We start from the raw sequence: 24,302 nt of genomic DNA, 5'->3' as shown, positions 1-24,302 counted from the left end.
GGCCGGCTGTGATCAGCTGGCCTGGCTGACCGTCGACATGTTGAAGTCGGGCACCCGGACCGGCGGCATGACGGCACGGGTGAACCAGTCGTTCCACTCGCGCGGCAGCGTCTGCTCGCTCGCGCCCACCTCGGTGAGGCGGCCGAGCAGGTCGACCGGCGACTCGTTGAACCGGAAGTTGTTGACCTCGCCCACGACCTCGCCGTTCTCCACGAGGTAGACGCCGTCCCTGGTCAGGCCGGTCAGGAGCAGCGACTGCGGATCGACCTCGCGGATGTACCACAGGCAGGTCAGCAGCAGGCCCCGCTCGGTCGAGGCGATCATCTCCTCCAAGGAGCGGCCGCCGCCGGGCACCGTCATGACCAGGTTGTCGATCTGCGGGGTGGTGGCGAGGCCGGTCAGCTCGGCGGAGTGCCGGGTCTGCACGAGGTTGGCCAGCGTGCCGTCGCTGATCCACTCCGTGCGGGCCAGGGGCAGGCCGTTGTCGAAGACCGACTGTTCCCGGCCGGAGGAGTGCGCGACGACGAACGGGGCGCACTCGACGCCGGCCCCTGCCGGATCGCTGCGCAGCGAGATCGGCAGCGTCGAGAGCCGCTCACCCACCCGGGTGCCGCCGCCGGACCGGGAGAACACCGTGCGGCCGTCGGCGGCGTCCCGCGCGCCGGCCGACCAGTACAGGTAGATCATCAGGTCGGAGACCGCCGTCGGCGGCAGGAGCGTCTCGTAGCGGCCCGGGTCCAGGCTGATCCGCCGCTTGCCCCACTCCAGCCGCCGGACGAGCGTCTCGTCCAGGGCGGCCACGTCCACGTCGGAGAAGTCGCGGGTGGCCACACCCGTCCACGCCGAGCGCGACATGTCCGACGACTTGGCGTTCAGTTCGAGCCGCCCGGTCGGCTGGTCGTGGCGCAGCCGCAGGCCCGTGGACGAGCCGACGAACGTGGAGGTCATGATGTGTTCTGCGAAGCCGTACAGCCTGCGTCCCGAGGCGTCGGCGGCGGCGAACGCCTCCCCGAGCGCGGGAGCGAAGGCCCCGAACACGTCGATGGAGGTCGGCTCCACCGGACGCTCCCAGCCCTCCCCGGCCGTGCCCTCGACCAGCGGCCGGGCGTCCTCCGACGGCCGGGCCTCCCGTGCGGCGCGGTCCGCCGCGGCCACCACGCCCGCGAGCTGATCGGCGCGTACGGCGGAGCGCGAGACGACCCCCACCCCGGCGCCCACGACGGAGATGACGGTGAGCCGGGACGAGCGCGCGACCCCGTTGGTCGTCAGCGTGTTGCCGGCGAAGCGCAGGTTGGCGGTCGAGCCCTCGTCCACGATGACGACGCAGCCGTCGGCCTCGCTCAGCGCGAGCGCCCGCTCCACCGTCTCCTGCGGTGTGGTCACCCCGTCGCTCACTTGCTGCCACCCTCCTGGACGGTGTTGAGGATCCGTACGCCGCGGAACAGCGCCGCGGGGGCGCCGTGACTGACCGGCGCGACCTGGCCCGGCTGGCCCTTGCCGCAGTTGAAGGCGCCGCCGAGCACGTACGTCTGCGGGCCCCCGACGGCCTCCATGGAGCGCCAGAAGTCCGTGGTGGTCGCCTGGTAGGCCACGTCGCGCAGCTGCCCGGCCAGGCGGCCGTTCTCGATGCGGTAGAACCGCTGGCCGGTGAACTGGAAGTTGTATCTCTGCATGTCGATCGACCAGCTCTTGTCGCCGACGACGTAGATCCCGCGCTCGACCCGCGAGATCAGCTCGTCGGTGGACGGGCCGTCCGCGGCCGGCTGGAGCGACACGTTGGCCATCCGCTGGATCGGCACGTGCCCGGGGGAGTCGGCGAACGCGCAGCCGTTCGACCGCCCGAGGCCCTTCAGCAGCGCCATCCGCCGGTCGAGCTGGTAGCCCACCAGCGTGCCTTCGCGGACGATGTCGAACGACTGGCCGGCCACGCCCTCGTCGTCCCAGCCGACGGTGGCCAGGCCGTGCTCGACCGTGCGGTCGCCCGTCACGTTCATCACGGGCGAGCCGTAGTGCAGGGTGCCCAGCTGGTCGAAGGTGGCGAAGGAGGTGCCGGCGTAGGCCGCCTCATAGCCGAGGGCCCGGTCCAGCTCGGTCGCGTGGCCGATCGACTCGTGGATCGTCAGCCACAGGTTCGACGGGTCGACCACCAGGTCGTACGGCCCGGCCTCGACCGAGGGCGCCTTGAGCTTCTCGTCGAGGAGGTCGGGGATCTCGGCCAGCTCGGCGGGGAAGTCCCAGCCGGTGCCGGTCAGGTACTCGTACCCCCGGCCGGCCGGCGGGGCCAGCGTGCGCATGTCGTCGAACCGGTCGCCGTCGGCCCGCATCGCGGTCAGGACGGGGTGCAGCCGCACGCGCTGCTGCGTGGTCACCGTGCCGGCCGTGTCGGCGTAGAACTTCTGCTCCTTGACCTGCATGAGCGAGGCCGAGACGTGGTCGACCCTGCCGAGCAGGCCGGACGACCACTCCGCGAGCAGCGCCGCCTTGTCCGGCAGCGGCACGTCGAACGGGTCGACGTCGTAGGCCGACACCCAGGTCACGTCGTCGTACACCGGTTCGGGGGCGAGCTCCACCGGCTCGCGGTTGATGGGCGCGCTGACCGCCGCCACCCGCACGGCCTCCTCGGCGGCCCGGGCCGCCGCCTCCGGGGTCAGCTCGATCCCGGACGCGAAGCCCCACGTGCCGTCCTTGATCACCCGTACGGCGAAGCCGAGGTCGTCGGCGTCCGAGGACCCCTCGAGCCGGGCGTCGAACAGGCGCAGCGTCTCCGCGCGTACGCGCTCGAGCCGGAACGAGGCGTGCTCGGCTCCCAGGTCACGGGCGCGCTGCAGGGCCGCGTCCGCCAGCCGCCGCAGCGGCAGGGCGAGGAAGTCGGGGTCGATCTGGCGCATGTCCACGATCCTAACCCTGTGATCTTGTGCCCAGCGGACAAGTGGAATACCCCCGGGTAGCCGATACGGTCGGTCGCATGGTTCGCTCTGTTCTCGTCACCGGCGGAAATCGCGGCATCGGCCTCGCGATCGCCCGCGAGCTGTCCGCCGCGGGGGACGCCGTCGCCGTCACCTACCGTTCCGGCGAGCCCCCGGAGGGGCTGTTCGGGGTTCGCTGCGACGTGACGAGCTCCGCCGACGTCGACGCCGCCTTCGAGAAGGCCGAGGCCGAGCACGGCCCGGTCGAGGTGGTCGTCGCCAACGCGGGGATCACCAAGGACACGCTGCTGCCGATGATGAAGGAGGAGACCTTCACCGACGTCATCGACACGAACCTGACCGGCGCCTACCGCGTCGCCAAGCGGGCCGTGCGGCCCATGCTGCGGCTGCGGCGCGGGCGCATCATCCTGATCTCCTCCGTCGTCGGCCTGTCCGGCTCCGCAGGCCAGACCAACTACGCCGCCTCCAAGGCCGGCCTGGTCGGCTTCGGCCGGTCGCTGGCCCGTGAGCTCGGCTCGCGCGGCATCACGGTCAACGTGGTCGCGCCCGGGTTCGTGGAGACCGACATGACCGCGGTGCTCGACGAGGCGCAGCAGGAGCAGATCCGCAAGAGCATCCCGCTCGGGCGGCAGGCGCACGCCGAGGAGATCGCCCGGGTCGTCAGGTTCCTGGCGAGCGACGACGCCTCCTACATCACCGGGGCGGTCATCCCCGTCGACGGCGGCCTCGGCATGGGCCACTGAGCGAACGACAGACTGGAGCTGGACATGGGTTTGCTGGACGGGAAGCGACTGCTGGTCACCGGCGTCCTCACCGACTCGTCGATCGCCTTCAACGTGGCGAAGCTGGCCCAGGAGGAGGGCGCCCAGGTCGTGCTGACCGGTTTCGGCCGCCTCAGCCTGGTCGAGCGCATCGCCAAGCGGCTGCCCGAGCCGCCGCCGGTGATCGAACTGGACGTCCAGAACAACGACCACCTCGACACGCTCGCCGACCGGGTCGGCGCGCACCTCGACGGACTGGACGGAGTCGTCCACTCGATCGGGTTCGCCCCGCAGTCCTGCCTCGGCGGCAACTTCCTCAACACCTCCTGGGAGGACGTCGCCACGGCGGTCCACGTCTCGACGTTCTCGTTCAAGTCGCTCGCCGTCGCCTGCCTGCCGCTGATGAAGGAGGGCGGCGCGGTCGTCGGCCTGGACTTCGACGCCACCAAGGCGTGGCCGGTCTACGACTGGATGGGCGTGGCCAAGGCCGGGCTGGAGTCGTGCTCCCGCTACCTCGCCCGCGACCTGGGCAAGCACGGCATCAGGGTCAACCTCGTCGCCGCCGGTCCGCTGCGCACGATGGCGGCCAAGAGCATCCCCGGGTTCAAGGAGTTCGAGGAGGCCTGGCCCGAGCGCGCCCCGCTCGGCTGGGACCTGGCCGACACCGCCCCCGCCGCCAAGGCGTGCGTGGCGCTGCTGTCCGACTGGTTCCCCGCCACCACCGGCGAGATCGTCCACGTCGACGGCGGCGTGCACGCGATGGGTGTCTGACGGCGCCCCCTCGCGTCGTCCCGCGTTCCGCGGGCTCAGGGGCCGCGGCGCAGTCTTGCCGCGGCCCGTCCCCGCGCTTAGCATCTGGGCGTGTCTGACTCCCGCCCGTTCTCGTGAGTGGGCATGGGCTGTCAGCGAGCGTGGTGCCCGGGCCGCCCCGTCCCCGTACGTCCCCGTACGCCGCCGGACGGCGTCGCCCGCGGCGACGTGGCCGCCGAGACTCCGGTGTGGGGACCATGGGACGACCAGAGCGCGACCTCAGCCCCGAGGAAGGGCCCGTACAGGCGTTCGCCGTCGCGTTGCGGCGGCTGCGCGAGGAGGCCGGGTCGCCCCCCTACCGGGCTCTGGCGGAAAGGGCGCACTACTCGCCCACGGTCCTGTCGCGGGCCGCGGGCGGCCGCGCACTCCCGAGCCTGGAGGTCACGCTCGCCTTCGTACGGGCCTGCGGCGGCGACGAGGACGCGTGGGCGCGGCGCTGGCAGCAGGTCAGTGAGGAGCTGTCGGCGTCCGCGAGGGCATCGGCGGAGCCCGCCGTCGACGCCGATCCGTCCCCGGCGCCCGGCGCAGCGGGGGCCGTATCGTCCGGCGCGTCCGGCGGGGCGGAAGGCCGGCCCGCCGCCGATGTCGTGCGCGGCAGTGCCGGCCGGTCGACAGGCCGCCGGAGCCTGCCCGCACCGGTCGCGGCCCTCGCCGTCCTCGTGGCCCTCGGGGCCGCCGGCGCGACGGCGCTCGGTCTCGCCGGGCACGACGGGCTCGCGCCCGGCTGGCGGGCGCGCAACCAGCACGTCACCGAACGGGTGGTGGACGCGAGCAGGGCCGAGGACATGGACGGCGACGATCCCCGCGCCCGCGGGTGCGGGGCCGACCTCGAGACCATCGAGACGCTCGACGCGGTCCCGCTCGACCTGCCGGACGGCACGAGGTTCGGGACGCTCCGGCTGCGGCGCAGCCCCGGGTGCGACACGGCCTGGGCGTCGGCGTACTTCGACAATCCCCGCCTTTACACGGTCTGGCTCGCCGCGCACCGCCCGGCGGACAAGGCCCAGGTCCGCTCCCAGTGGTCCAACAACACCCCGCCCGGCAGCTACGGCGACATGCTCTCCCTCGCTCCCGGGTGCGTGTGGGTGGAGGGATGGGTGGTCACCGGGCAGGGGGAAGGCCCCCACGCGAGGACCCGCTGTCTGCGCTGACCCCGCCCGGCTCCCCTCACCCGCCCGCTCGGCCTCGCGCTCGGGCGTTCGCGCCGCGGGGCCGCTCACCCCCGTGCCCGGGCGCTCGCGGTGCCCGGCCCGGCGCCACAGCACCAGGCGTACGCCGTGGCGACCACGTCCGGCGCGTAGACCTGGTCGGAGTACGCGTCGGTGCCATAGGAGACGTAGGCCTCCGTACAGGCGCCGGAGCCGGTGCCGCGGCACACCTCGACCGTCAGCGGGCCCCTGTGCCCTCCGCCGACCGTGACCCTGGACCAGTTGGTCCGGCACGTGCGGGAGTAGCGCAGTTCGACCGTGGCGTCCGCGCGCCAGGCCGGGCGTCCGTTCCGGTCGTGGAACCAGAGCCTCGAACTGGCGACGGTGTACGCGTCGGAGTCGCATCCGGTGTCGACGGGGTCGGTTCCGTCGCACAGCCCCCTGCCGGGGTTGAGCGAGCACAGTGTTCCCGAGCGGTGGGGCAGGCGCCCCGGCTCGGTCCCCGTCGGCGCCGGTCCCGCGTTGGCCCCTCGCGATCCGGAGGGAGCCGGCGGGGAACCCGATCCCGAACCCGCGCCCGATCCCTGCCCGGCCCACGCTCCCGTAGCGGTCCCCGCGAGCACGACGGCCGCGGCGACCGTACCGACGGCGAGTGCCTTGAGACCGGCGCGCAGGACGCTCCACCTCGTCACGGAACTTCTCCCTCCCTGCCCGGCACCCTTGCCGGTGCCACCGGGGAATGGATAACCCGCCGCGATCGGATGTGGCGACGGCAGGGCGCGCAGCCGCACCAACGGGCATCAACGCGCACCAACCCGTCACACCGGTGCGCCGCGCATCAACGCGTGAAGCCGGGCGGCGTCACACGGCACGCGGCGCCCGCGAACCCGGGCGGGACATCACCGGGACGCGGCGCCGGCGAACGGGATGGCGGCGGGGGACGTGTCTTCGGGCGCGTCCACCGGGTGCCGCCACAGTCCCCTGCGGCGCAGCAGGGGCAGCACGCCCTCGCCGAACCAGTAGGCCTCCTCCAGGTGCGGGTGACCGGACAGCACGAACTCGTCGATGCCGAGCGCGTGGTACTCCTCGATCCGCTCCGCCACCTCGGTGTGGCTGCCCACCAGCGCCGTGCCCGCGCCGCCGCGGACCAGGCCCACCCCGGCCCACAGGTTCGGCGAGACCTCAAGCGCGTCGGTGCGGCCCCCGTGCAGGGCCCGCATCCGCCGCTGCCCCTCCGACCCGCTGCGCGACAGACCCGCCTGGACCGACGCGACGACCTCCGGATCGAGCGCGGACAGCAGGCGCTCGGCCTCCGCCCACGCCTGCGCCGAGGTGTCCCGGCTGATCACGTGGAGCCGGATGCCGAAGCGCACCTCGCGGCCGGCGGCGGCGGCCTCCCGGCGGATCCAGGCCAGCTTCTCGGCGACCTGCGCGGGCGGCTCGCCCCAGGTCAGGTAGACGTCGCTGTGCCGCGCCGCCACCCGGCCCGCGGCCGGGGACGATCCGCCGAAGTACACGGCAGGCACCGGGGTGGGCACCCGGCTCAGCGTGGCGTCCGCGACCCTGACGTGCCTGCCCTCCAGGGTGACCCGTTCCCCGCGCCACAGGGCGCGTACGACCGTGAGGAACTCGCCGGTGCGCTCGTAGCGCTCGTCCTTGGCGAGGAAGTCGCCGTAGGCGCGCTGCTCGTGGTCCTCGCCGCCGGTGACGACGTTGACCAGCAGGCGCCCGGACGAGTGCCGCTGGAACGTGGCGGCCATCTGCGCGGCGAGCGTGGGCGACAGCAGCCCGGGCCGGAAGGCGACCAGGAACTTCAGCCGCTCGGAGTTCGCGACCAGCATGGCGGTGGTCAGCCAGGCGTCCTCGCACCAGGCGCCGGCCGGGGTGAGGGCGCCCTCGAACCCGAGTTGCTCGGCGGCGCGCACGATCTGGCCCAGGTACGTCAGGGTGGCCGGCCGGTCCCCGCCTGCCGTGGTGATGTCCGTGCCGTGCCCGCCGCCGACGAGGTAACGGCTGTCGCCGTACGTGGGCAGGAACCAGTGGAACGTCAGTGTCATGGGACTCCCCTCAGGACGCGGCCGGCAGCCGACGGCGCGGCGGAGGGCTGCCGGACAGGACGACGATGGTGGACATGGCGGAACCTCCGTCAGACGGGGACCGGACGCGGATGGGCCGGATCCGGGATCAGATCAGGCCGTGCCGTGGGGGCGGGGTCCGGTTCAGCGCGTACCTGCCGATGTGCTGGATCTTCCAGCGCACGGGATCGTGCAGCGTGTGGGTGCGGGCGTTGCGCCAGTGCCGGTGCAGGTTGAGCGAGTCGAGCGCCGACCTGGTGCCGGACACCTCGAACAGGGCGTCGGTCACCTCGACGGCGGCCGGGTCGGCGAAGGCCTTCGCCGTGGCGACCGCGATGGACGCCGCCGCGGCGGTCTCGTCGTCGAGCCGTTCCCGCGCGCGGTCGACCGCCCGCCCGGCCTCGCTGAGAAGCGCCTCCGCGGCCCGTACGGAGACCTCCAGCTCTCCGAAGCGCTGAATCGTCAGGGGATCGTCGGCGGCGGCGTCGAGGCCGCTCTCGAACCACGGCCTGCTGCGGGTGCGCACGAACTCGGCCGCCTCGGTGAGCGCGGCGCGGGCGATGCCCACGTCGATCGCGGCGTGCAGCAGTTGCGCGTGGGCGCCGTGCAACTGCGGCCCGGTGAACGTCAGGTGATGGGGGACCACGCGGTCGGCGGGCACCCGCACGCCCTCCAGCCGGACGGTGCCGCTGGCCGTGGTGCGCTGGCCCATGCCCTCCCAGTCGTCCACGACCGTGAGGCCGGGCGCGCCGGCCGGCACGTACGCGACGACGAGCCGGTCGGCGGGGTCCTTGGCCAGCACGGTGATCCAGTCGGCGAACAGGGCTCCGGTCGAGTAGTGCTTGACGCCGTCGAGGACGAAGCCGCCGTCGTCGGCGGGACGCAGCCGGGTGCGGTAGTCCTGCACGTGCCGGGTGCCCGCCTCCGACTGGGCGTTGCCGAACCGCCTGCCCGCAAGGACCTCGGCGAAGAAGAACGCGCGCTGCGCCGCCGACCCCTGCTGCCGCAGCACGTTGACGTACACGAAGTGGCTCTGCGGGATCTGGGCGATGTTGGGGTCGGCGGTGGCGAGCAGGCGGACGACCTCCGCCAGTGTCGCGGTCCGCACATCGGCGCCGCCGTGCTCGCGGGGGACGGTGACGCCGAGCAGGCCGCTCGCGGACAGCTCGGCCAGCTCGGCGTGCGGGAGCTCGCGGCGGGCGTCGCGTCCGGCGGCGCCGCTCGCGAACCGGCGGGCCAGCTCGGCGGCGACGGCGAGGGCCTCCTCGTCGCCGGCGACAACGTGCGCGGTCCCGGGCGTGTCGACGAGATCGGTCATGGGATCAGGCCCGGGCCGGTTCCACCGGAAAGGCGCCCTTGGCCGCGAGTTCGTCCTCCAGCTCGCGGATGATGGGCAGCACGTGGCGGCCGAAATACTCGACCTCCTCGTGGTAGTGCAGGAAGCCGAGCAGGAGCAGGTCGACGCCGCGCTTCTTGTATTCGATCGCCCGGTGCGCGATCTGCTCCGGCGTGCCGATGAGGCGGGTGCGGAAGCCGTCGTTGTACTGCACCAGGTCCTCGAAGGAGGAGTCGGCCCACATCCCCCGTCCGTCCTGGGTGGACCGGCCGGCCTGTTTGACCGCGTCGCGGAACCCGTGGACCGCCTCGACGTCGGCCTTGGCCACGATCTCGCGCAGCGTCTCGCGCGCCTCGGCCTCGGTGTCCCTGGCGATGAGGAAGCCGTTCAGGCCGAACCGCACCCGGCGGCCGTGGGCCCGCGCCGCCGCGCCGACCTCCTCGATCTGCTCGGTGACGCCGTCGAAGTCCTTGCCGTTGCTGAAGTACCAGTCCGACACCCGGCCGGCCATGGCGCGCGCGGCCGTGGAGTTGCCGCCCTGGAAGATCTCGGGGTGCGGGCGGTCCGGCCCGGAGAGAGGCTTGGGCTGCAGGTCGTATCCGTGCAGCCGGTAGAAGTCACCCTGAAACCGGGCCTTGTCCTCGGTCCAGCTCGCCCGAAGGACGCGGATGAACTCCTCGGCCCGGCGGTAGCGCTCGTCGTGCTCCAGCCACGGCTCGCCCAGGGCGGTGAACTCGCCCTTGAACCAGCCGCTCACCACGTTGACGGCGGCCCGGCCGCCCGAGAGGTGATCGGCGGTGCTGAGCAGCTTGGCCAGCACCGCCGGATGCCACAGGCCCGGGTGCACGGCGGCGATCACCTTCAGCCGCCGGGTGGCGAGCAGCAGCGCCAGGCTGAAGCTCGTCGACTCCTGCTGGAAGGCGGCGCCGTAGCTGGCCATGTACCGCACCTGGGACAGGGCGTACTCGAAGCCGTTGTTCTCCGCGAGCACCGCCAGCTTCCGGTTGTAGTCGTAGCTCCAGTCGGTGCGCTGCTCGATCGTGCTGGTGACGAGCCCGCCGCTGACGTTGGGCACCCAATAGGCGAACCGCAGCGGCTCGGAACTGACGTTCGCGGACACGAAGGACCCCTTCCAGGCATTTCCTACTCAAACAATAGGAATCGTACGGCGGTCATGCCGGGAGTTCCACACACGATCGGCGGGGGAGTGATAGGGCCGCCCTTTCAGCCCGCGGCGCGCGTGCCGTCACGGCACTCACGCGCCCGGTCCAGGAGGAACCGGTGCAGGTCGCGGGCGACCCGGGGGCCGGACGCGGCGCGCTGTGACTGGATCACCAGGAGGACCTCCGCCACGCGCCGCGCCAGCGGCCGGTAGGTGATCGCGCCGCTGCGCAGGAGAGGGTCGCCGGCCACGCTGAACTCGGGAAGCACGGTGGCGCCGAGCCCCTCGGCCACCATCAGCTTGCCCATCTCCGCGCCGTCCGTCGAATACGAGAACGACGGCGTCCTCCCGCCGAGGAGGCGGTGCACCAGGCGGTGCATGACATAACCGGCGCGCATCACGATCAGAGGCTCGAGGAGGAGGTCGGCGACCTCGACCGCGGGCAGCGAGGCGAGCGGGCTGTCCGGGCGCACGCACACGACGGGGCGGCCGCGCAGCAGTTCGGTCGTGGCGAGGTCGGGCGGCAGGTCGTCGCCGCTCAGGTAGTTCACCAGGCCGAGGTCGAAGCTCCCCTCCCGGATGCGCCGGTGGATCTCGGCCTGCTGTGCGCCGACGACCTCGACCTGCGTCGCCGGATGGGCCTCGCGGAACGCCCGTACGGCGGGGATCAGCAGCGGGACGGTGGCCGCGTTGACCGTGCCCAGCCTGACCAGGCGGGCCGTGCGGTGCTGCTCGTCGGCCGCGCCGCGCAGGCGGTCCACCGCCTCCAGCACTCCGTTGATGTACGGCAGCAGCTCGCGGCCCTTGTCGCTGATCGTGGCGCCGGACCGGCGCCGTTCCAGGAGGTCGACGCCGAGCTCGCGCTCCAGGTTGCGCACGGTCTCGCTCAGGGCCGGCTGGGACAGGTGCAGATGGTCGGCCGCACGGCGCAGCGAGCCGAGGCGGGTCACCGCACGGATGTACTCAAGCTGCTCGATGCGCATCGTCGTCCACCTCGTCCAAGGGGTTCGCCGGTGGTGTTCAAGGGCGACCCTACCGGCCGTTCGGCAATTTTCCTACTTAACAAGTAGAGAATGTTGCCTAACCTGGTGAGCGAGAGACGGCGCGACGCGCCGCACACGAGAGGAGACGACACGTGACCATCGCTCACGCCGGCCGGACGGACTGGACGGACGGCCCGACGCCGCGCACTCCCGACGAGTGGATCGCCCGTGCCGGGGAGGTGGCGGCCGTCCTCGCCGTGGACGCCGCCGAGCGTGACAAAGCCGCGAAGACGCCGTACGCGGAGATCGGGCTGCTCAAGGACTCCGGCCTGGTCACGCTGCTCGGACCGGCCGAGCACGGCGGCGCGGGGCAGGACTGGCCCACCGCCTACCGTGTCGTCCGCGAGGTGGCCGCGGCCGACGGCTCCATCGGGCAACTGCTCGGCTACCACTACCTGTGGAACTGGGCGGCGCGCCTGGTGGGCACCCGCGAGCAGTGGGAGCGCGTCGAGGCCGACGCCGCCCGGCACCGGTGGTTCTTCGGCGGGGCCGTCAACCCCCGCGACCGGGACATCGTCGTGCGCGACGAGGGCGACACCCTCGTCTTCGACGGCCGCAAGACCTTCTCAACCGGCAGCAAGGTCTCCGACGTCACGGTCCTGGAGGGCGTGCTGGAGGGCACGGACAAGCACGTCTTCGCCATCGTCCCGTCCGCCGCCGAGGGGCTGACCTTCCACGACGACTGGGACAACATCGGCCAGCGGCTGACCGAGAGCGGCAGCGTCACGGTCGCCGGCGTGCGCGCGCCGTGGAGCGACGCCCTCGGCTACGTGGACAAGGAGTTCCGGCCGCGCGTCTACGCCACCCTCAACGTGCCGACCATCCAGCTCGTGTTCGTCAACTTCTACCTGGGCATCGCCCGCGGCGCGTTGGAGACCGCGCTGGCGTACACGAGGGAGCACACCCGCCCGTGGCTGCACGGCGGGCACGAGCGCGCGGTCGACGAGCCGTACGTCATCGACCTCTACGGCGACCTCACCGCCAAGCTGTGGGCGGCCGAGGCGTTGGCCGACGAAGTCGCGAGGGAGGGCCTGTGGTTCCACCTCAACCCGGACGAGGTCACCCCCCGCCTGCGCGGGGAGCACGAGGTGCGGGTGGCCGCGGTCAAGGCCCACGCCACCGACGTGGCTCTGGAGGTCACCTCGCGGATCTTCGAGGCGACGGGAGCCCGCTCGACCGCGTCCCGATACGGGCTCGACCGCTTCTGGCGCAACGTGCGCACCCACACCCTGCACGACCCCGTGGCGTACAAGCGCCGTGAGGTGGGCGTCCACCGCCTGCGAGACGAGATCCCCGAGCCCACCTGGTATTCCTGAGCGCCGGGGCCCCGGGCTCAGGCGAGCCGGTGGCGGCCGGTCTTGCCCGGCAGCCGCAGGCCGCCCTCGAACGGGATCGACTCGCGCGGCTCCTGCTGCCCGGCGCGCGCCCGCCGGGCGGAGACGACGCGCGTGGCGAGCAGCGCCGACAGCAGCAGCGCCGCGGTGAGGGCCGTCCCCAAGGTGTCGTAGGACCGGTGGGCCCGCGCGGACGCGCCCGCCGGGCCGCCGTGCAGTTCGGGCAGCCGGGGGAGCTTCTGTCCGGGCCACAGGAGGGGGATCACGCCCTCCTTGTCGGGATTCACCTTGGACGGGTGGGCCGTCTCCGGCGCGTCGTCGCGCGCCGCGACGAGACGCGGCCGGTACGGCTCGGCCGGAAGGGTGCCCCCGGGCGTCATGGACGCCTTCGGCCGTGCCGTCTTCTTGCCGGCCGGCCGCGCCTTTCGCGTGCTCTGCGCGCCCTCGGTCCCCTCGTGGTCATCGCGGGACGCGCAGCCCTCGCCAGCGACCAGCGGCAGGCAGGTGTCCTGTACGGTACGCGTCAGGCCGTCGGTGAGCTGCTGGACACCGGGAGCGGGGCTGTGCCCGCCCGCGGACGCCCCCGCGTCGCCGCCCGTCACCGCTTCCGTCGCCGCCCGCGTCGCTTCGGTGGCCGCGCCGACCGCGGTGTCCGCCGCTTCGCTCACCTTGCCGGCCGCTCCGGATGCGGCGCCGGTCGCGGCGGGCGCGGCACCGGATGCCGCGCCCGCCGCGGTGTCCGCCGCCCCGGTGAGCGTCCGTCCGGCCTTGTCGACCGTCTTGCCGACGTCGTGCACCGCCGTGCCCGCGGCTCCGGTGGTCGTCTTCAGGGTGTTGTCCACGACCTTGGTCACGGGTTCCGTCACTCCGCCGGTGGCCTTGTCCGCGACGTCGGTCACGCCGTCCGCCAGGCGGCCCACGCCGTCCACGAGGGAGCAGACGCCGCCGGTGATGCCCGAGACCAGCCCGCCGCCTCCCGTGCAGTCGAGCGCCTGTGCCGGGGATGCGGCGAGAGGGAGTCCTCCTGCCAGGGTGATCGCGAGAGCCCCGGCGGAGATCGCGGAGGCCTTGCCTACGATCCCCATGTGTCCCCTTCCGCAGTGCTCTGGTCCATCCCCCGACATACCCGCCACTCTTCGCCAGAGCGCGGGGTTATGCAGTAGAAAGTTGCAGTTCGGTATCGATGTGTGATACGTGAGGACGATTCTCGTTCGCCCCCCGGTCCCGGCGCGGGGATCAGGGGTCGGAGACGTCGTCCAGAGCCTCGCGTATCTCCCACGGCAGCGTCAGCTTCTCGGCCTGCAACACGCCGAGGAGCTGCGCGTGGGTGCGCGCGCCGACGATCGCCGACGACACGCCCGGGCGGTCGCGCACCCAGGCGAGTGCCACGGCGAGCGGCGACACGCCGAGTCCCTCGGCCGCCGTGCTCACCGACTCCACGATGCTGCGGCACCGTTCGTCCAGGTACGGCCGGACGAATTCGGCGAAGTGCGGGGTGGCGGCGCGGGAGTCCGCGGGGATGCCGGTGCGGTACTTGCCGGTCAGCACGCCGCGTCCCAGCGGCGACCAGGCGAGGACCCCGGCGCCCACGTGCCCGGCGGCGGGCAGCAGCTCCTCCTCGGCGTCCCTGGCCAGCAGGGAGTACTCCACCTGCGCCGCGACGATCGGCGCCCGCGCGTCGCCGCACCGCTGCCACGTGGCGGCGGCCGCGAGCTGCCAGCCCGTGTAGTTGCACACGCCCGCGTAGGCCGTACGCCCGGTGGAGACGGCGAAGTCGACCGCGGCGAGGGTCTCCTCCAGCGGTACGCGGGGGTCGAACGCGTGGAGCTGCCACAGGTCGACCTCGTCGAGCCCGAGCCGGGCCAGGGAGGCGTCGAGCGCGCGGATGAGGTGGCGGCGGGAGGCGTCGCGCTCACCGCCGGGGGCGAGCACGGCCTTGGTGGCGATGACCAGCTCCGAGCGTGGCACCACGTCGCGGATGAGCCGTCCGATCAGGCGCTCCGCGTCGCCCCCGCCGTACACGTCGGCGGTGTCGATCAGCGTGCCGCCCGCTTCGGTGAACGCGGTCAGCTGTGCGGTCGCCTCCTCTGCGGAGGTGTCGCGGGCCCAGGTCATCGTGCCGAGACCGATCCTGGACACCGACAGGCCGCTGCGCCCGACTAATCGCTGGTCCATTGTGCCGACAGACTAGCCGATAGGCTGTCCGCACCATGGACGTACTACAGGCGATCGTGCTCGGGCTCGTGCAGGGTCTCACCGAGTTCCTGCCCATCTCCAGCTCGGCCCACCTGCTGATCGTGCCCAAGCTGGCCGGATGGGACGACCCCGGCGCCGCGTTCAGCGCGGTGATCCAGCTCGGCACCATGCTCGCGGTGCTCATCTACTTCTGGCGCGACATCGTTCGCATCTTCTGGACCTGGCTGCGCAGCCTGTGGACGCCGGAGCTGCGCGGGGACCTCGACGCGCGGATGGGCTGGTACATCGGGCTCGGCACGATCCCGATCGGCGTCGCCGGCCTGCTGTTCAAGGACGCGGTCGAGGGCCCCGCCCGCAACCTGTGGCTGAACGCCGCCATGCTCATCGTCTTCGGCCTGCTGCTGCTCGCCGCCGAGCAGCTGGGCCGCAAGAAGAAGGAGGTCGCCGACCTCACCATGCGCGACGGCCTGATCATCGGTGTCTGGCAGATGGCGCCGCTGATCCCCGGCGCCTCCCGCTCGGGCTCGACGATGACCGGCGCGATGTTCCTGGGCTACACGCGCGAGGCCGCCGCCCGCTACTCGTTCCTGCTGTCGATCCCCGCCGTGGTGCTGTCCGGGCTGTTCGAGCTGCGCGACGTCGGGGAGGGCGGCGGGCCGCCGGTCGTGCCGACCCTGATCGCGACCGTCGTGTCGTTCGTGGTGGGCTACGCCGCGATCGCCTGGCTGCTGCGGTACGTGGCGCGCCACTCGACCCTCGTCTTCGTCGTCTACCGCGTCTTCGCCGGAACGTTCCTCCTCACGCTGCTGGCCCTCGGGGTGGTGCAGTCATGACGACCGTCCTGCTCGTACGGCACGGGCTCACCGCGATGACCGGCCCGGTGCTGGCCGGCTGGACCCCGGGCGTCCATCTGGACGAGCGTGGCAGGGAGCAGGCACGGGCGGTGGCCGAACGGCTGGCGCCCCTGGAGCTGGACGCCATCGTGTCCAGCCCGCTGGAGCGGTGCCGGGAGACCGCCGCCGCCATCGCCGAGGGGCGCGCGCTCACGGTCGAGACCGACGACAGGTTCGGCGAGTGCGGCTACGGCGACTGGACGGGCAGGCCGTTGAAGGAGCTCGCCGAGGAGCCGCTGTGGCGGGTCGTGCAGGCCCATCCCAGTGCGGCGGTGTTCCCCGGCGGCGAGGCCCTGGCGGAGGTGCAGAGCCGGGCCGTGCGGGCCGTACGCGACTGGAACGAGCGGCTCGGCGAGAAGGCCACCTATCTGGTGTGCAGCCACGGGGACGTGATCAAGGCGATCGTGGCCGACGCGCTGGGCCTGCACCTGGACCAGTTCCAGCGGATCACCGCCGATCCCACGTCGGTCACGGTGATCCGCTACACCCCCCTGCGTCCCTTCCTGCTCAGGGCGAACGACGTGGGCGGGGGAGTGGCCAACCTGGTTCCTCCGCCGGAGGTGTCGGGGGACGGCGACGGGGGAGAAAACAGCACCGGAAGCGACGCCGCCGTCGGCGGCGGACCCGGGACCACATAAGGTCGGGCTATGCCGGTCTTCGACTACGATCCGCCTGACAGGTTCGTGGCCGGTGCCGTGGGGCAACCGGGCGCACGAGCCTTTTTCCTGCAGGCCCGAGGCCAGGGCAGGATCACCACGGTGGCGCTTGAGAAGTTTCAGGTCGCCGTGCTGGCCGACCGCCTCGACGAGCTGCTCGACGAGGTGCTGCGGCGCAGCGGCGGGCGCGCGCCGGTCCCTGCCATGGCCCCCACGGAGCTGGCCGACGAGGGCCCGCTCGAACTGCCGATCGACGAGGACTTCCGGGTGGGGACGATGGCGCTCGCCTGGGATCCCGAGACCGCGCAGGTGATCATCGAGGCGCAGGAGGCGACCGAGGGCGACGAGGAGGACGAGCCGCCGCTGGACGACCGGCCCGAGCCGGCCGTCCTCAGGGTGCGGATCAGCGCCGCCGCCGCCCGCGCGTTCAGCCGCCGCGCGCTGGAGGTGGTCGCCGCGGGCCGCCCGCCGTGCCCGTTGTGCGGCCGGCCCCTCGACCCCGAGGGCCACATCTGCGTACGGCTCAACGGCCACCACCCCGGGAGACTGTCGGCATGAGCGGGTGGAAGCGCGGCCTCGCGCCGTGCGGGCGGGGAAGCGGATGACGGCCGAGGGCGAGGCGAGTATCAGCGACGTGGACGGGCCGGGGCTGGACGACGCGGCGGCCATCCGCCTGCTGCGGGAGGGCACCTTAGAAGTGGCCGGACGACTCGTCGAGGCCACGAACATGACTCTCTACTGCTCGATCGGCAATGGCGAGCACGCGGCGGCGTGCGTGTACAAGCCGGTGCGCGGGGAGCGTCCCCTGTGGGACTTCCCCGACGGAACGCTGGCGGCCCGGGAGGTGGCCGCCTACGAGGTGGCGGCCGCGACCGGATGGCGCATCGTGCCGCCGACCGTCTACCGGGACGGGCCCTTCGGCCCGGGGATGGTGCAGCTGTGGATCGACGCCGATCCTGAAACCGACCTGATGGCCCTGATGCGCAGCCGCAACCCCGCCCTGCGCCGCATGGCCGTGTTCGACGCGGTGGTGAACAACGCCGACCGCAAGGGCGGTCACCTGCTGCCGCTGCCCGAGGGGCACGTGTACGGGGTCGACCACGGGGTGTGTTTCGCGGTGGAGGACAAGCTCCGCACCGTGTTGTGGCAGTGGCGCGGCAAGACGCTCCCGCGCGAGGCGGTCAACGTGCTGGTGCGGCTGGAGCGCGAGATCGAGCGGGGGCGCCTCGGCAGGCGCCTGCGTGAGCTGCTGACCCAGGCCGAGGTGGAGGCCACGTGGGAGCGGGTCAAGAGGCTGCTGACCACGGGGGTCCACCCGCACCCCTCCGAAGACTGGCCGGCGATCCCCTGGCCTCCGATTTGATCACCGCAGGTAGGCTTGCGCAAAACGCGTGGATTGTGCACTCTGCAGGGGTCTCTACCGTTATTGGAGGGAACACGCGTTGTGTACGGTCATCGTGAGCGTCGAGCCGGAGGCCGCCACGCCGGTGCTCCTCGCGGGAGTGCGTGACGAGTTCGTCACGCGGCCCTGGATGTCGCCGGATCGTCACTGGCCCGCGTATCCGGGGCTGATCGGAGGCCGCGACCTGGAGGCGGGCGGCACCTGGCTGGCCGCCGACCCCGCCGGGCGGCGCGTGGCCGCGCTGCTGAACGGCGAGGGTGTCGCGGCCCCGGCCGGACGCCGCCACTCCCGAGGTGAGCTGCCGCTCCTCGCCGCCGCCGCGGGGGAGCTGCCGCCGCTCGACCTGTCCTGGTACGACCCCTTCCATCTTGTTCTCGGTGGGCTCGACGGCGTACGGCTGTGGAGCTGGGACGGTGAGACCCTGTCCGAGGAGAAGCTGCCCGAGGGCGTGCACGGGATCGTGAACAGCGGCTGGGACCGGAGCGAGGGCCGGCCGCGCACCGCCTGGTTCGTGCCCCGCTTCGCCAGGGCCGTCCGGCCCGGGTGGACCACGGGCGGCTCGTCCGAGCGGTTCTGGGGGGAGTGGCTCGACCCCGCGTCGGGCGCGGGGATGCCGTGGGACGATCCCCGCGCGCTGGTCATGCGCCGGCGGCTGCCGGACGGGCGGGTCTTCGCCAGTCTGTCGGTGACGCTGGTCGCCCTCGCGGAGGAGGGGCTGCGCTACGACTTCTGCCCGCAGCCGGACGACACCGCCACCTGGCACGAGATCGACGTCTCGTGGAGCAGACCGGCTGAACCGGTCCGCCGCGCTCGCGGATAGGCTTCACACCATGCGATCGTGGTCTGCTCCGAATGTCCCCGAACTACCTGGTTTGGGCATTCCGCTCCGCTTGTACGACACCGCCGCCCGTGAGGTGCGGGGGACGGCCCCCGCCGGTGAGGCCCGGCTGTACGTCTGCGGTATCACGCCGTACGACGCCACCCACCTCGGGCACGCGAACACCTATCTCGCCTTCGACCTGGTCAACCGGGTGTGGCGGGACAACGGCCACGACGTGCACTACACCCAGAACGCCACCGACGTGGACGACCCCCTGCTGGAGCGGGCCGCGGCCACCGGGACCGACTGGCGCTCGCTGGGCGAGCGCGAGATCGAGCTGTTCCGGTCCGACATGGAGGCGCTGCGCATCCTGCCGCCCCGCGAGTACGTCGGAGTCACCGAGACCGTCGGGGAGATCGCCGACCTGATCGCCCGGCTGGCCGAGCGGGGCGCCACGTACGAGATCGACGGTGACGTCTACTTCTCGGTCGCCGCCGCGCCCAAGTTCGGCGCGGTCTCGGGCTACTCCGAGGAGACCATGCTGGAGCTGTTCGCCGAGCGCGGCGGAGACCCCGGCAGGGAGGGCAAGCGCCACCCGCTCGACTGGCTGCTGTGGCGGGCCGAGCGGCCGGGAGAGCCGTCCTGGGACTCGCCGTTCGGGCGCGGCAGGCCCGGCTGGCACGTGGAGTGCACCGCCATCGCCCTGCGCAACCTGGGCAGCGGCTTCGACGTCGCGGGCGGCGGCTCCGACCTGATCTTCCCGCACCACGAGATGGGCGCCTGCGAGGGCCACGTGGCCACCGGCGAGTGGCCGTTCGCGCGGGCCTACGTCCACGCGGGGATGGTCGGCCTCGACGGCGAGAAGATGTCGAAGTCCCGGGGCAACCTCGTGTTCGTCTCCAAACTGCGGAAGACGGCCGACCCCATGGCCGTACGGCTGTCCCTGCTGCCGCATCACTACCGCACCGACTGGGAGTGGACGCCGGATCAGCTCGCCGCCGCCGAGGACAGGCTGGCGCGATGGCGGGCGGCGGTGACGCGTCCGGCCGGCCCCGCGGGCGGCCCGGTGCTGGCGGCGGTGCGCGAGCGTCTCGCCGACGATCTCGACGCCGCGGGCGCGCTCACGGTGATCGACGCCTGGGCGGCGGCGGAGGGAGACGACGCCTCCTCCCCGGCGCTGGTGCGCGACGTCGCCGACGCGCTCCTCGGCATCGCCCTCTGATCCGCGCTTCGTGACGCTCTCCCGGCCGCGTGGCCGTCCCCGGGCCCGGGCCTCGGGGGCGGTGACCGCGCCGGACGCGTGCTAAGGCGCGGAGACCAGGTCGCCGGCGGCGTCCGCCCGGTCGACGAAGAGCCCGGCGGCGAGGTCCCCGGCGACGAGGTCCCCGGCGGCGAGGGCGGAGCCGGCGAAGTTCGCGTCGACCGTGCGGCGCTCCGCTGCGCTGGGGTTGGCGTTGGTGCAGCTCACCGGGGCGCTGTGACCGGACATCAGGTCGGTGCACAGGCCGGTGCGCCGGTCGGGCAGGCCGAGGATGTGGCCGATCTCATGGGCGGCGATGCGCAGGGGGTAATAGCCCTCGGCGGTCGCCTCCCTGCCCATCCAGATCGTGCCCCGGCCCAGCCTGCTGACGCTCGTACGGGGCCAGCCGTCGTCGGCGAGCACCACGAAGTCGGCGGGCGTGCCCGCCACGAGCCGGACGTTGGCGACGGCGGCGTTCCAGACCTGTGCGGCCTGGTCCACCACCGTGCGGAACTCGGCGGCCCGGCTCGCGTCGTACCGCAGCACGCGCACGGCGCTCGCCGCCGCGCCGCTCGCCGCCGGTTCACCCGCCGGTGTGGCCGCCCGGGTCGGCGACGCCGTGACCAGCACGGCCAGTCCCAGGAGCAGGGCCGAGACGGCCCGGAGGAACCTTGGGTTGTGCATCGGGTCTCCTCAGTCGGGGGATGACCACCGCGAGGCGCGCCGGGAGAATCGGCGGCGCGGGCACGCCGATGATCGGTGGAGTCTCGGGTGGGGCACCCGCCACGGTACGTTCGGCGGGCTCGGCGGGGGACAGGCCAGTTTTCCCCTACCGCCGTGTTATGGGGGCACGGGACGCGCTCCGCTAACCGAGCGGCACCCGGGGGGCCAGCCAGGGGAACACGACGTACCACAGGGCGGCCGCCGCGACGCCGGTAAGCAGTAGCACGACGGCCAGCCGGAGCGCGGTGCCGCCGGGCAGACGCCGCCAGAGGTATCTGTACACGCCGGATCTCCCTCGGTCAGCTCTGGCGTTCCTCGCGGCGGACGAGCACGCCCTGGACGATCAGGCGCTGCGCCGCGGAGAACTCGGGGTGGCAGGTGGTCATGGTGATGAGCGCGGCCGTGGGCCGCCGTCCGGGGTGGCCGGGGACGGGAGCGACGACGTCGATCTCGCCGGGATCCACGACCTCCTTGCGGGTGACCTCGTAGGTGTAGCGGGCGTCCCGTGCGTCCACCACGATGTCGTCGCCGCGCCGCAGCTCGTCGATCCGGTTGAACGGCGCGGCGTATGTGGTCCGGTGCCCGGAGAGCACGAAGTTGCCCAGCTGGCCGGGCAGCGCCGTGCCGGGATAGTGGCCGGGGCCTTCGCGTAGTTCCTCCGGGCCGACGCCTTCGACGACGGCGAACCGGTAGCCGGCGCCCAGCCGGGGGATGCGCAGCAGCGCCAGGGCGTCGCCGAGCCTGATCCCGTCCGGGCTCGCGCGCACCCTGTCCCTGGTGAAGACCTCGCCGAGCCGCTGCTGCAGCACGCGCTGCTCCCGCTCGGTCTGGGCTCCGGTGCCCCAGAGCAGGTACGCGTAGAACAGCAGCAGGACCAGCCCCGTGGGCAGGCACAGCTCGCCGACGACCCGTACGGCCGTTCTCGCGGCCCCGTCGTTTTCTCCGCGCACGGACCGAGTATCGCCGCCGGGTGCGGCCCGGCCCCGTCCATATGAAGGCCACATGGGGGCCATTGGTGAATTCTTTGGCACGCCGCCCCCACGGGTGGCGAACACGGCGGCGCCCCTGTGGCCCGTACGGTCCTCCTGGCCTGTCCTTTCGCCCGGCCGGCGAGGTTGTGGTCAATGAAGCGAAAGCCTGGACGATCCTTCGGTAAGCACCGTGTGCCGAAATGAGGTGGCTCCGCGCCGGGCGCATACAACAGTCGGGCAGCGAAATGTCGCTGGCAATCCGGGCAAATGCTCTATTGATTGAGCGACCGTTATCGGGAGTCCAAAGTGGCGCGAAAAAATACTGTACCTGTTCTTCTGGCGGTGACGGTCGCGGGCGGCCTGACACTCGGCACCCACGGGATCGCCAACGCGCAAACCAGCTCGCCGGAGCCGACGGCCGCCACTCAGCCGGAGCAGTACTCGCCCCCGCTTGACAATCCTCAGGCGTCGGAGAACGCGAACGAGGGCGGCGCGGTCCAGGGCGAGAAGGCCGCGAATTCGACGGATCCGAACGCGGAAGACCCGGCCGCGGACGCGGTTCCGGTGGCGGCGGACACCGAGAGCGATGCGGTCACGGATGCGGTTCCGGTGGCGGCGGACACCGAGAACGACGCGGTCACGGATGCGGTTCCGGTGGCCGCGGACGCTAAGGGCGATGCGGTCACGGATGCGGTTCCGGTGGCGGCGGACGCTAAGGGCGATGCGGTCACGGATGCGGTTCCGGTGGCGGCGGACGCTAAGGGCGATGCGGTCACGGATGCGGTTCCGGTGGCGGCGGACGCCGAGAGCGACTGTGCCGACGGCGAGAAGGCCGTGGCGGACACCGCGGATGCCAAGCCGGTCGAGAGCGAGCCGGCCGAGGAGCCGGCGCCGGTCGCGGCGGAAGCCCAGAACACCCAGAACACCCAGAACACCCAGAACACCCAGAACACGACGGACGCCAAGACGGTCAGTGCTCTCGCCCCGGCCGCCGCCGGCGCGCAGGAACCCGCGGCCGCCGGCACACTGGCCCTGGCGGGGGACAACGGCCCGGTGGGAGACGACGGCCTGCTGGCGGACGGCACGTTCGTCGGCGACGGCGTATCGGGCGAGGACGACTCGGAGGACGCCGAGGATGTGAAGGACGCCCGGGACACGGTGGCCGCGGACGACGACGCGGACGACGACGCGGACGACGACGCGGACCACGACGGTGTGCGACAGGCCCGGAACGACACCGAGCCGGTCGTGGAAAGCGAGCCGGTGGTGGAGCGTGAGCCGGTCGTGGAGACCGAGCCCGTCGCCGTGACCCAACAGGCCGCGGAGCCGGAGGCGGTGGAGAACGGCAACTGCCCGAACGGCAACTGCAACAACAACAACTGGGTTCAGCCGAGGAACTGGTCATGGAGCAACTGGCCCCAGACCTACACCTACAACGACACCCAGAACAACAACGGCAACAACCAGGCGCAGCCCGTCGTGGCGCCCGCCGCCGGCACGGGTGACAACGGCGGGGTCGCTCCCGTGCAGAACGCCATGCAGCAGGCCGACTCCTCTCCCGTGGCGGCCCTCGCGCCCGAGAAGCAGGCGGACGAGGCTTCCACGGAGGAGGAGCCCGAAGAGAGCCTCGAAGAGGATCACGAGGACGAGCCGGAGATGTCGGAGTCCGAGGAGGCTCCCGGGGAGGAGGAGGCTCCCCCGATGATGGGCGGTGCGCCCGAAGGCCCTGGCGGCCCCGGCGGCGCGCAGCTCCCGTTCACCGGCGCCCCCGCGGGCGTGGGCGCGGCGGGCGCGGGTCTGCTGGCACTCGCCCTCGGATGCGGCCTGCTGCCGTGGCGGCGCCGCCGGTCCACCGGTACGGAGTAGACCGGCGCCGGTGCGACGGACGCGCCGGCCGAGAGTCGGACACCGAACGTCTCCACGAACGGTCACGGGCGGCACCTCAGGGGGCCGCCCGTTCCGTTTCCGTCAGCCGCGCCTCGTGAGGTCGTGCGGGCCCACCGCGGGGCCGTGCTCGTACGGCAGGTCGCCGACGAGCGCGGTCCCCCCGTACGGGCCGGCCGGCAGCGCGAGCCGCGGCGGCGGGGCCTCGGCGCGCGCGGGCACCCGCTCGCCGAGCCGGCGGGCGACGTCGTCCCGCAGTTGGGGCAGGTACGCGTAGAGGCGGTCGCCGGGGCAGGCCGTCCGGTTGAGGTCACGATGGCCGATGACGGCCTCGTGCGGGTCGAGGTCGTACACGTCGCACAGCCAGGCCAGCAGCGCGGTCAGCGCGGACAGCTGGCGGGCGGGAGGCAGGCCGGCGGTGTACGTCCCCTCGGTCTCGATGCCCAGCGTGTGATTGTTGTGGTCGGCCGCCTGCGCGCCCATCACGTGCTTGCCCGCCTCGACGGCTGGTAGAGAGCGGTTGCGGCCCTCCATCACATAGCCGCCCCTGCTGACGGTGAACTGCTCGCCGATGTCCTCCCAGCCGTTGTGCTTCATGTGGTAGCGCTGGATCGTCCGCGACAGCCGGAATGCCGCCTCGAGGTCGGTGGGGCCCGTGTTCGCCGTCGCCGTGTGGTGGACGACGAGCCGGTCGGGCGCACGGTCGAGCACCTCGGCCTTGCTTCTGGGCGGATCGGCCTTCCAGTCCGACCGGGTGTACACGCGCGGCCGCCGTGGACGGCCACCGGCCCAGGCGGGCGTGGCCGTCGCGATGATCCTGCTCTGCGCGGTCAGGATCGCGGCGGGCAGGCATGCCGGCCAGAGGAGTCCCGTCGAAAGAAACGCGCGGCGTGAGATCGCTGGCATCCGTCCTCCCCGAGT

General features: G+C 72.8%; 24 protein-coding genes. 11 read left to right on the top strand and 13 right to left on the bottom strand.

What is annotated here, in order from left to right; genetic code table 11:
- Positions 1 to 12: 12 nt before the first annotated feature.
- Positions 13 to 1,395 carry a metallopeptidase TldD-related protein gene (locus tag ACQPZZ_RS23990; RefSeq protein WP_432922233.1) on the bottom strand — a complete coding sequence of 461 codons (1,383 nt, stop codon included), beginning with the start codon at positions 1,393 to 1,395 and terminating at the stop codon, positions 13 to 15.
- The gene (locus tag ACQPZZ_RS23985) at positions 1,392 to 2,888 is read right to left on the bottom strand and encodes a TldD/PmbA family protein (protein ID WP_432922230.1); all 1,497 of its coding nucleotides are present in this window, start codon (positions 2,886 to 2,888) and stop codon (positions 1,392 to 1,394) included. Before ACQPZZ_RS23985 ends, ACQPZZ_RS23990 begins: the two co-directional genes overlap by 4 nt.
- Before the next feature lie 77 nt (positions 2,889 to 2,965).
- On the opposite strand from ACQPZZ_RS23985, the gene ACQPZZ_RS23980 reads away from it, so the two are divergent.
- From ACQPZZ_RS23980 to ACQPZZ_RS23970, 3 genes are all read left to right on the top strand, one after another.
- The gene (locus ACQPZZ_RS23980; RefSeq protein ID WP_432922228.1) at positions 2,966 to 3,670 is read left to right on the top strand and encodes a beta-ketoacyl-ACP reductase; all 705 of its coding nucleotides are present in this window, start codon (positions 2,966 to 2,968) and stop codon (positions 3,668 to 3,670) included.
- A gap of 24 nt (positions 3,671 to 3,694) precedes the next feature.
- Positions 3,695 to 4,459 carry an enoyl-ACP reductase FabI gene (gene fabI, locus ACQPZZ_RS23975; protein ID WP_432922225.1) on the top strand — a complete coding sequence of 255 codons (765 nt, stop codon included), beginning with the start codon at positions 3,695 to 3,697 and terminating at the stop codon, positions 4,457 to 4,459.
- Between the two features lie 236 nt (positions 4,460 to 4,695).
- Positions 4,696 to 5,649, top strand: coding sequence for a helix-turn-helix domain-containing protein (locus ACQPZZ_RS23970; protein WP_432922222.1), 954 nt, complete (start codon positions 4,696 to 4,698; stop codon positions 5,647 to 5,649).
- A 65-nt stretch (positions 5,650 to 5,714) separates the two neighbouring features.
- Here ACQPZZ_RS23970 and ACQPZZ_RS23965 read toward each other — a convergent pair whose 3' ends face one another.
- The 5 genes from ACQPZZ_RS23965 to ACQPZZ_RS23945 all read right to left on the bottom strand — a co-directional run bounded on the left by ACQPZZ_RS23965 (position 5,715) and on the right by ACQPZZ_RS23945 (position 11,202).
- Positions 5,715 to 6,338, bottom strand: a complete 624-nt coding sequence (locus ACQPZZ_RS23965) for a DUF2690 domain-containing protein (RefSeq protein WP_432922219.1) — start codon at positions 6,336 to 6,338, stop codon at positions 5,715 to 5,717.
- Positions 6,339 to 6,545: 207 nt separating this feature from the next.
- The gene (locus ACQPZZ_RS23960; protein WP_432922216.1) at positions 6,546 to 7,703 is read right to left on the bottom strand and encodes an LLM class flavin-dependent oxidoreductase; all 1,158 of its coding nucleotides are present in this window, start codon (positions 7,701 to 7,703) and stop codon (positions 6,546 to 6,548) included.
- Between the two features lie 127 nt (positions 7,704 to 7,830).
- Entirely contained in the window at positions 7,831 to 9,039 is a 1,209-nt protein-coding gene (locus tag ACQPZZ_RS23955; RefSeq protein ID WP_432922213.1) for an SfnB family sulfur acquisition oxidoreductase, read from the bottom strand.
- Positions 9,040 to 9,043: 4 nt separating this feature from the next.
- Positions 9,044 to 10,177, bottom strand: coding sequence for a dimethylsulfone monooxygenase SfnG (sfnG, locus tag ACQPZZ_RS23950; RefSeq protein WP_432922210.1), 1,134 nt, complete (start codon positions 10,175 to 10,177; stop codon positions 9,044 to 9,046).
- Between the two features lie 104 nt (positions 10,178 to 10,281).
- Entirely contained in the window at positions 10,282 to 11,202 is a 921-nt protein-coding gene (locus ACQPZZ_RS23945; protein WP_432922207.1) for a LysR family transcriptional regulator, read from the bottom strand.
- 152 nt (positions 11,203 to 11,354) lie between these two features.
- Here ACQPZZ_RS23945 and ACQPZZ_RS23940 point away from each other — a divergent pair, with 152 nt between their 5' ends.
- A complete protein-coding gene (locus ACQPZZ_RS23940) occupies positions 11,355 to 12,578 on the top strand; it encodes an acyl-CoA dehydrogenase family protein (RefSeq protein ID WP_432922204.1) in 1,224 nt (407 codons plus the stop codon).
- A gap of 17 nt (positions 12,579 to 12,595) precedes the next feature.
- Here the strand turns inward: ACQPZZ_RS23940 and ACQPZZ_RS23935 are convergent, their stop codons facing one another.
- Both ACQPZZ_RS23935 and ACQPZZ_RS23930 read right to left on the bottom strand, forming a co-directional pair.
- Entirely contained in the window at positions 12,596 to 13,681 is a 1,086-nt protein-coding gene (locus ACQPZZ_RS23935) for a hypothetical protein (RefSeq protein ID WP_432922201.1), read from the bottom strand.
- A gap of 151 nt (positions 13,682 to 13,832) precedes the next feature.
- Positions 13,833 to 14,771 (bottom strand): aldo/keto reductase, encoded by a 939-nt coding sequence (locus ACQPZZ_RS23930; RefSeq protein ID WP_432922198.1) that lies wholly within the window; start codon positions 14,769 to 14,771, stop codon positions 13,833 to 13,835.
- 35 nt (positions 14,772 to 14,806) lie between these two features.
- Here ACQPZZ_RS23930 and ACQPZZ_RS23925 point away from each other — a divergent pair, with 35 nt between their 5' ends.
- The 6 genes from ACQPZZ_RS23925 to mshC all read left to right on the top strand — a co-directional run bounded on the left by ACQPZZ_RS23925 (position 14,807) and on the right by mshC (position 19,785).
- Positions 14,807 to 15,625, top strand: coding sequence for an undecaprenyl-diphosphate phosphatase (locus ACQPZZ_RS23925; RefSeq protein ID WP_363641265.1), 819 nt, complete (start codon positions 14,807 to 14,809; stop codon positions 15,623 to 15,625).
- Positions 15,622 to 16,323: a histidine phosphatase family protein gene (locus tag ACQPZZ_RS23920; RefSeq protein ID WP_363641267.1), complete on the top strand. Its 702-nt coding sequence runs from the start codon at positions 15,622 to 15,624 to the stop codon at positions 16,321 to 16,323. Before ACQPZZ_RS23925 ends, ACQPZZ_RS23920 begins: the two co-directional genes overlap by 4 nt.
- A 9-nt stretch (positions 16,324 to 16,332) precedes the next feature.
- On the top strand, positions 16,333 to 16,899 hold the full coding sequence (locus ACQPZZ_RS23915; protein WP_363641269.1) for a DUF3090 domain-containing protein: 567 nt from the start codon (positions 16,333 to 16,335) through the stop codon (positions 16,897 to 16,899).
- Between the two features lie 43 nt (positions 16,900 to 16,942).
- Positions 16,943 to 17,704 carry an SCO1664 family protein gene (locus ACQPZZ_RS23910; RefSeq protein WP_432934506.1) on the top strand — a complete coding sequence of 254 codons (762 nt, stop codon included), beginning with the start codon at positions 16,943 to 16,945 and terminating at the stop codon, positions 17,702 to 17,704.
- A gap of 94 nt (positions 17,705 to 17,798) precedes the next feature.
- Positions 17,799 to 18,563 carry an NRDE family protein gene (locus ACQPZZ_RS23905; RefSeq protein WP_432922193.1) on the top strand — a complete coding sequence of 255 codons (765 nt, stop codon included), beginning with the start codon at positions 17,799 to 17,801 and terminating at the stop codon, positions 18,561 to 18,563.
- Between the two features lie 10 nt (positions 18,564 to 18,573).
- Entirely contained in the window at positions 18,574 to 19,785 is a 1,212-nt protein-coding gene (gene mshC, locus ACQPZZ_RS23900; protein WP_363641275.1) for a cysteine--1-D-myo-inosityl 2-amino-2-deoxy-alpha-D-glucopyranoside ligase, read from the top strand.
- 81 nt (positions 19,786 to 19,866) lie between these two features.
- On the opposite strand, the gene ACQPZZ_RS23895 is transcribed toward mshC, so the two are convergent.
- From ACQPZZ_RS23895 to ACQPZZ_RS23885, 3 genes are all read right to left on the bottom strand, one after another.
- Positions 19,867 to 20,487 carry a snapalysin family zinc-dependent metalloprotease gene (locus ACQPZZ_RS23895; protein WP_432922190.1) on the bottom strand — a complete coding sequence of 207 codons (621 nt, stop codon included), beginning with the start codon at positions 20,485 to 20,487 and terminating at the stop codon, positions 19,867 to 19,869.
- Between the two features lie 181 nt (positions 20,488 to 20,668).
- Positions 20,669 to 20,809 (bottom strand): hypothetical protein, encoded by a 141-nt coding sequence (locus ACQPZZ_RS23890; protein ID WP_363641279.1) that lies wholly within the window; start codon positions 20,807 to 20,809, stop codon positions 20,669 to 20,671.
- Between the two features lie 16 nt (positions 20,810 to 20,825).
- A complete protein-coding gene (locus ACQPZZ_RS23885) occupies positions 20,826 to 21,476 on the bottom strand; it encodes a class E sortase (protein WP_432922187.1) in 651 nt (216 codons plus the stop codon).
- 300 nt (positions 21,477 to 21,776) lie between these two features.
- On the opposite strand from ACQPZZ_RS23885, the gene ACQPZZ_RS23880 reads away from it, so the two are divergent.
- Positions 21,777 to 23,363, top strand: a complete 1,587-nt coding sequence (locus ACQPZZ_RS23880) for a hypothetical protein (RefSeq protein ID WP_432922184.1) — start codon at positions 21,777 to 21,779, stop codon at positions 23,361 to 23,363.
- A gap of 102 nt (positions 23,364 to 23,465) precedes the next feature.
- Here the strand turns inward: ACQPZZ_RS23880 and ACQPZZ_RS23875 are convergent, their stop codons facing one another.
- Positions 23,466 to 24,287: a peptidoglycan recognition protein family protein gene (locus ACQPZZ_RS23875; protein WP_432922181.1), complete on the bottom strand. Its 822-nt coding sequence runs from the start codon at positions 24,285 to 24,287 to the stop codon at positions 23,466 to 23,468.
- Positions 24,288 to 24,302: the final 15 nt, after the last annotated feature.

Source organism: Microbispora sp. CA-135349 (assembly GCF_050947365.1).
Taxonomy (GTDB): domain Bacteria; phylum Actinomycetota; class Actinomycetes; order Streptosporangiales; family Streptosporangiaceae; genus Microbispora.
Note: the sequence above shows the minus strand (reverse complement) of the source record. Positions and strands in the feature narration are given on the sequence as shown.

What these genes read in the sequence shown, in the direction of transcription:
- ACQPZZ_RS23985 (WP_432922230.1), bottom strand. Translation starts at nt 2,888, where the DNA reads ATGCGCCAGATCGACCCCGACTTCCTCGCCCTGCCGCTGCGGCGGCTG.
- ACQPZZ_RS23980 (WP_432922228.1), top strand. Translation starts at nt 2,966, where the DNA reads ATGGTTCGCTCTGTTCTCGTCACCGGCGGAAATCGCGGCATCGGCCTC.
- fabI (WP_432922225.1), top strand. Translation starts at nt 3,695, where the DNA reads ATGGGTTTGCTGGACGGGAAGCGACTGCTGGTCACCGGCGTCCTCACC.
- ACQPZZ_RS23970 (WP_432922222.1), top strand. Translation starts at nt 4,696, where the DNA reads ATGGGACGACCAGAGCGCGACCTCAGCCCCGAGGAAGGGCCCGTACAG.
- ACQPZZ_RS23960 (WP_432922216.1), bottom strand. Translation starts at nt 7,703, where the DNA reads ATGACACTGACGTTCCACTGGTTCCTGCCCACGTACGGCGACAGCCGT.
- ACQPZZ_RS23955 (WP_432922213.1), bottom strand. Translation starts at nt 9,039, where the DNA reads ATGACCGATCTCGTCGACACGCCCGGGACCGCGCACGTTGTCGCCGGC.
- ACQPZZ_RS23945 (WP_432922207.1), bottom strand. Translation starts at nt 11,202, where the DNA reads ATGCGCATCGAGCAGCTTGAGTACATCCGTGCGGTGACCCGCCTCGGC.
- ACQPZZ_RS23935 (WP_432922201.1), bottom strand. Translation starts at nt 13,681, where the DNA reads ATGGGGATCGTAGGCAAGGCCTCCGCGATCTCCGCCGGGGCTCTCGCG.
- ACQPZZ_RS23930 (WP_432922198.1), bottom strand. Translation starts at nt 14,771, where the DNA reads ATGGACCAGCGATTAGTCGGGCGCAGCGGCCTGTCGGTGTCCAGGATC.
- ACQPZZ_RS23925 (WP_363641265.1), top strand. Translation starts at nt 14,807, where the DNA reads ATGGACGTACTACAGGCGATCGTGCTCGGGCTCGTGCAGGGTCTCACC.
- ACQPZZ_RS23920 (WP_363641267.1), top strand. Translation starts at nt 15,622, where the DNA reads ATGACGACCGTCCTGCTCGTACGGCACGGGCTCACCGCGATGACCGGC.
- ACQPZZ_RS23915 (WP_363641269.1), top strand. Translation starts at nt 16,333, where the DNA reads ATGCCGGTCTTCGACTACGATCCGCCTGACAGGTTCGTGGCCGGTGCC.
- ACQPZZ_RS23910 (WP_432934506.1), top strand. Translation starts at nt 16,943, where the DNA reads ATGACGGCCGAGGGCGAGGCGAGTATCAGCGACGTGGACGGGCCGGGG.
- mshC (WP_363641275.1), top strand. Translation starts at nt 18,574, where the DNA reads ATGCGATCGTGGTCTGCTCCGAATGTCCCCGAACTACCTGGTTTGGGC.
- ACQPZZ_RS23895 (WP_432922190.1), bottom strand. Translation starts at nt 20,487, where the DNA reads ATGCACAACCCAAGGTTCCTCCGGGCCGTCTCGGCCCTGCTCCTGGGA.
- ACQPZZ_RS23875 (WP_432922181.1), bottom strand. Translation starts at nt 24,287, where the DNA reads ATGCCAGCGATCTCACGCCGCGCGTTTCTTTCGACGGGACTCCTCTGG.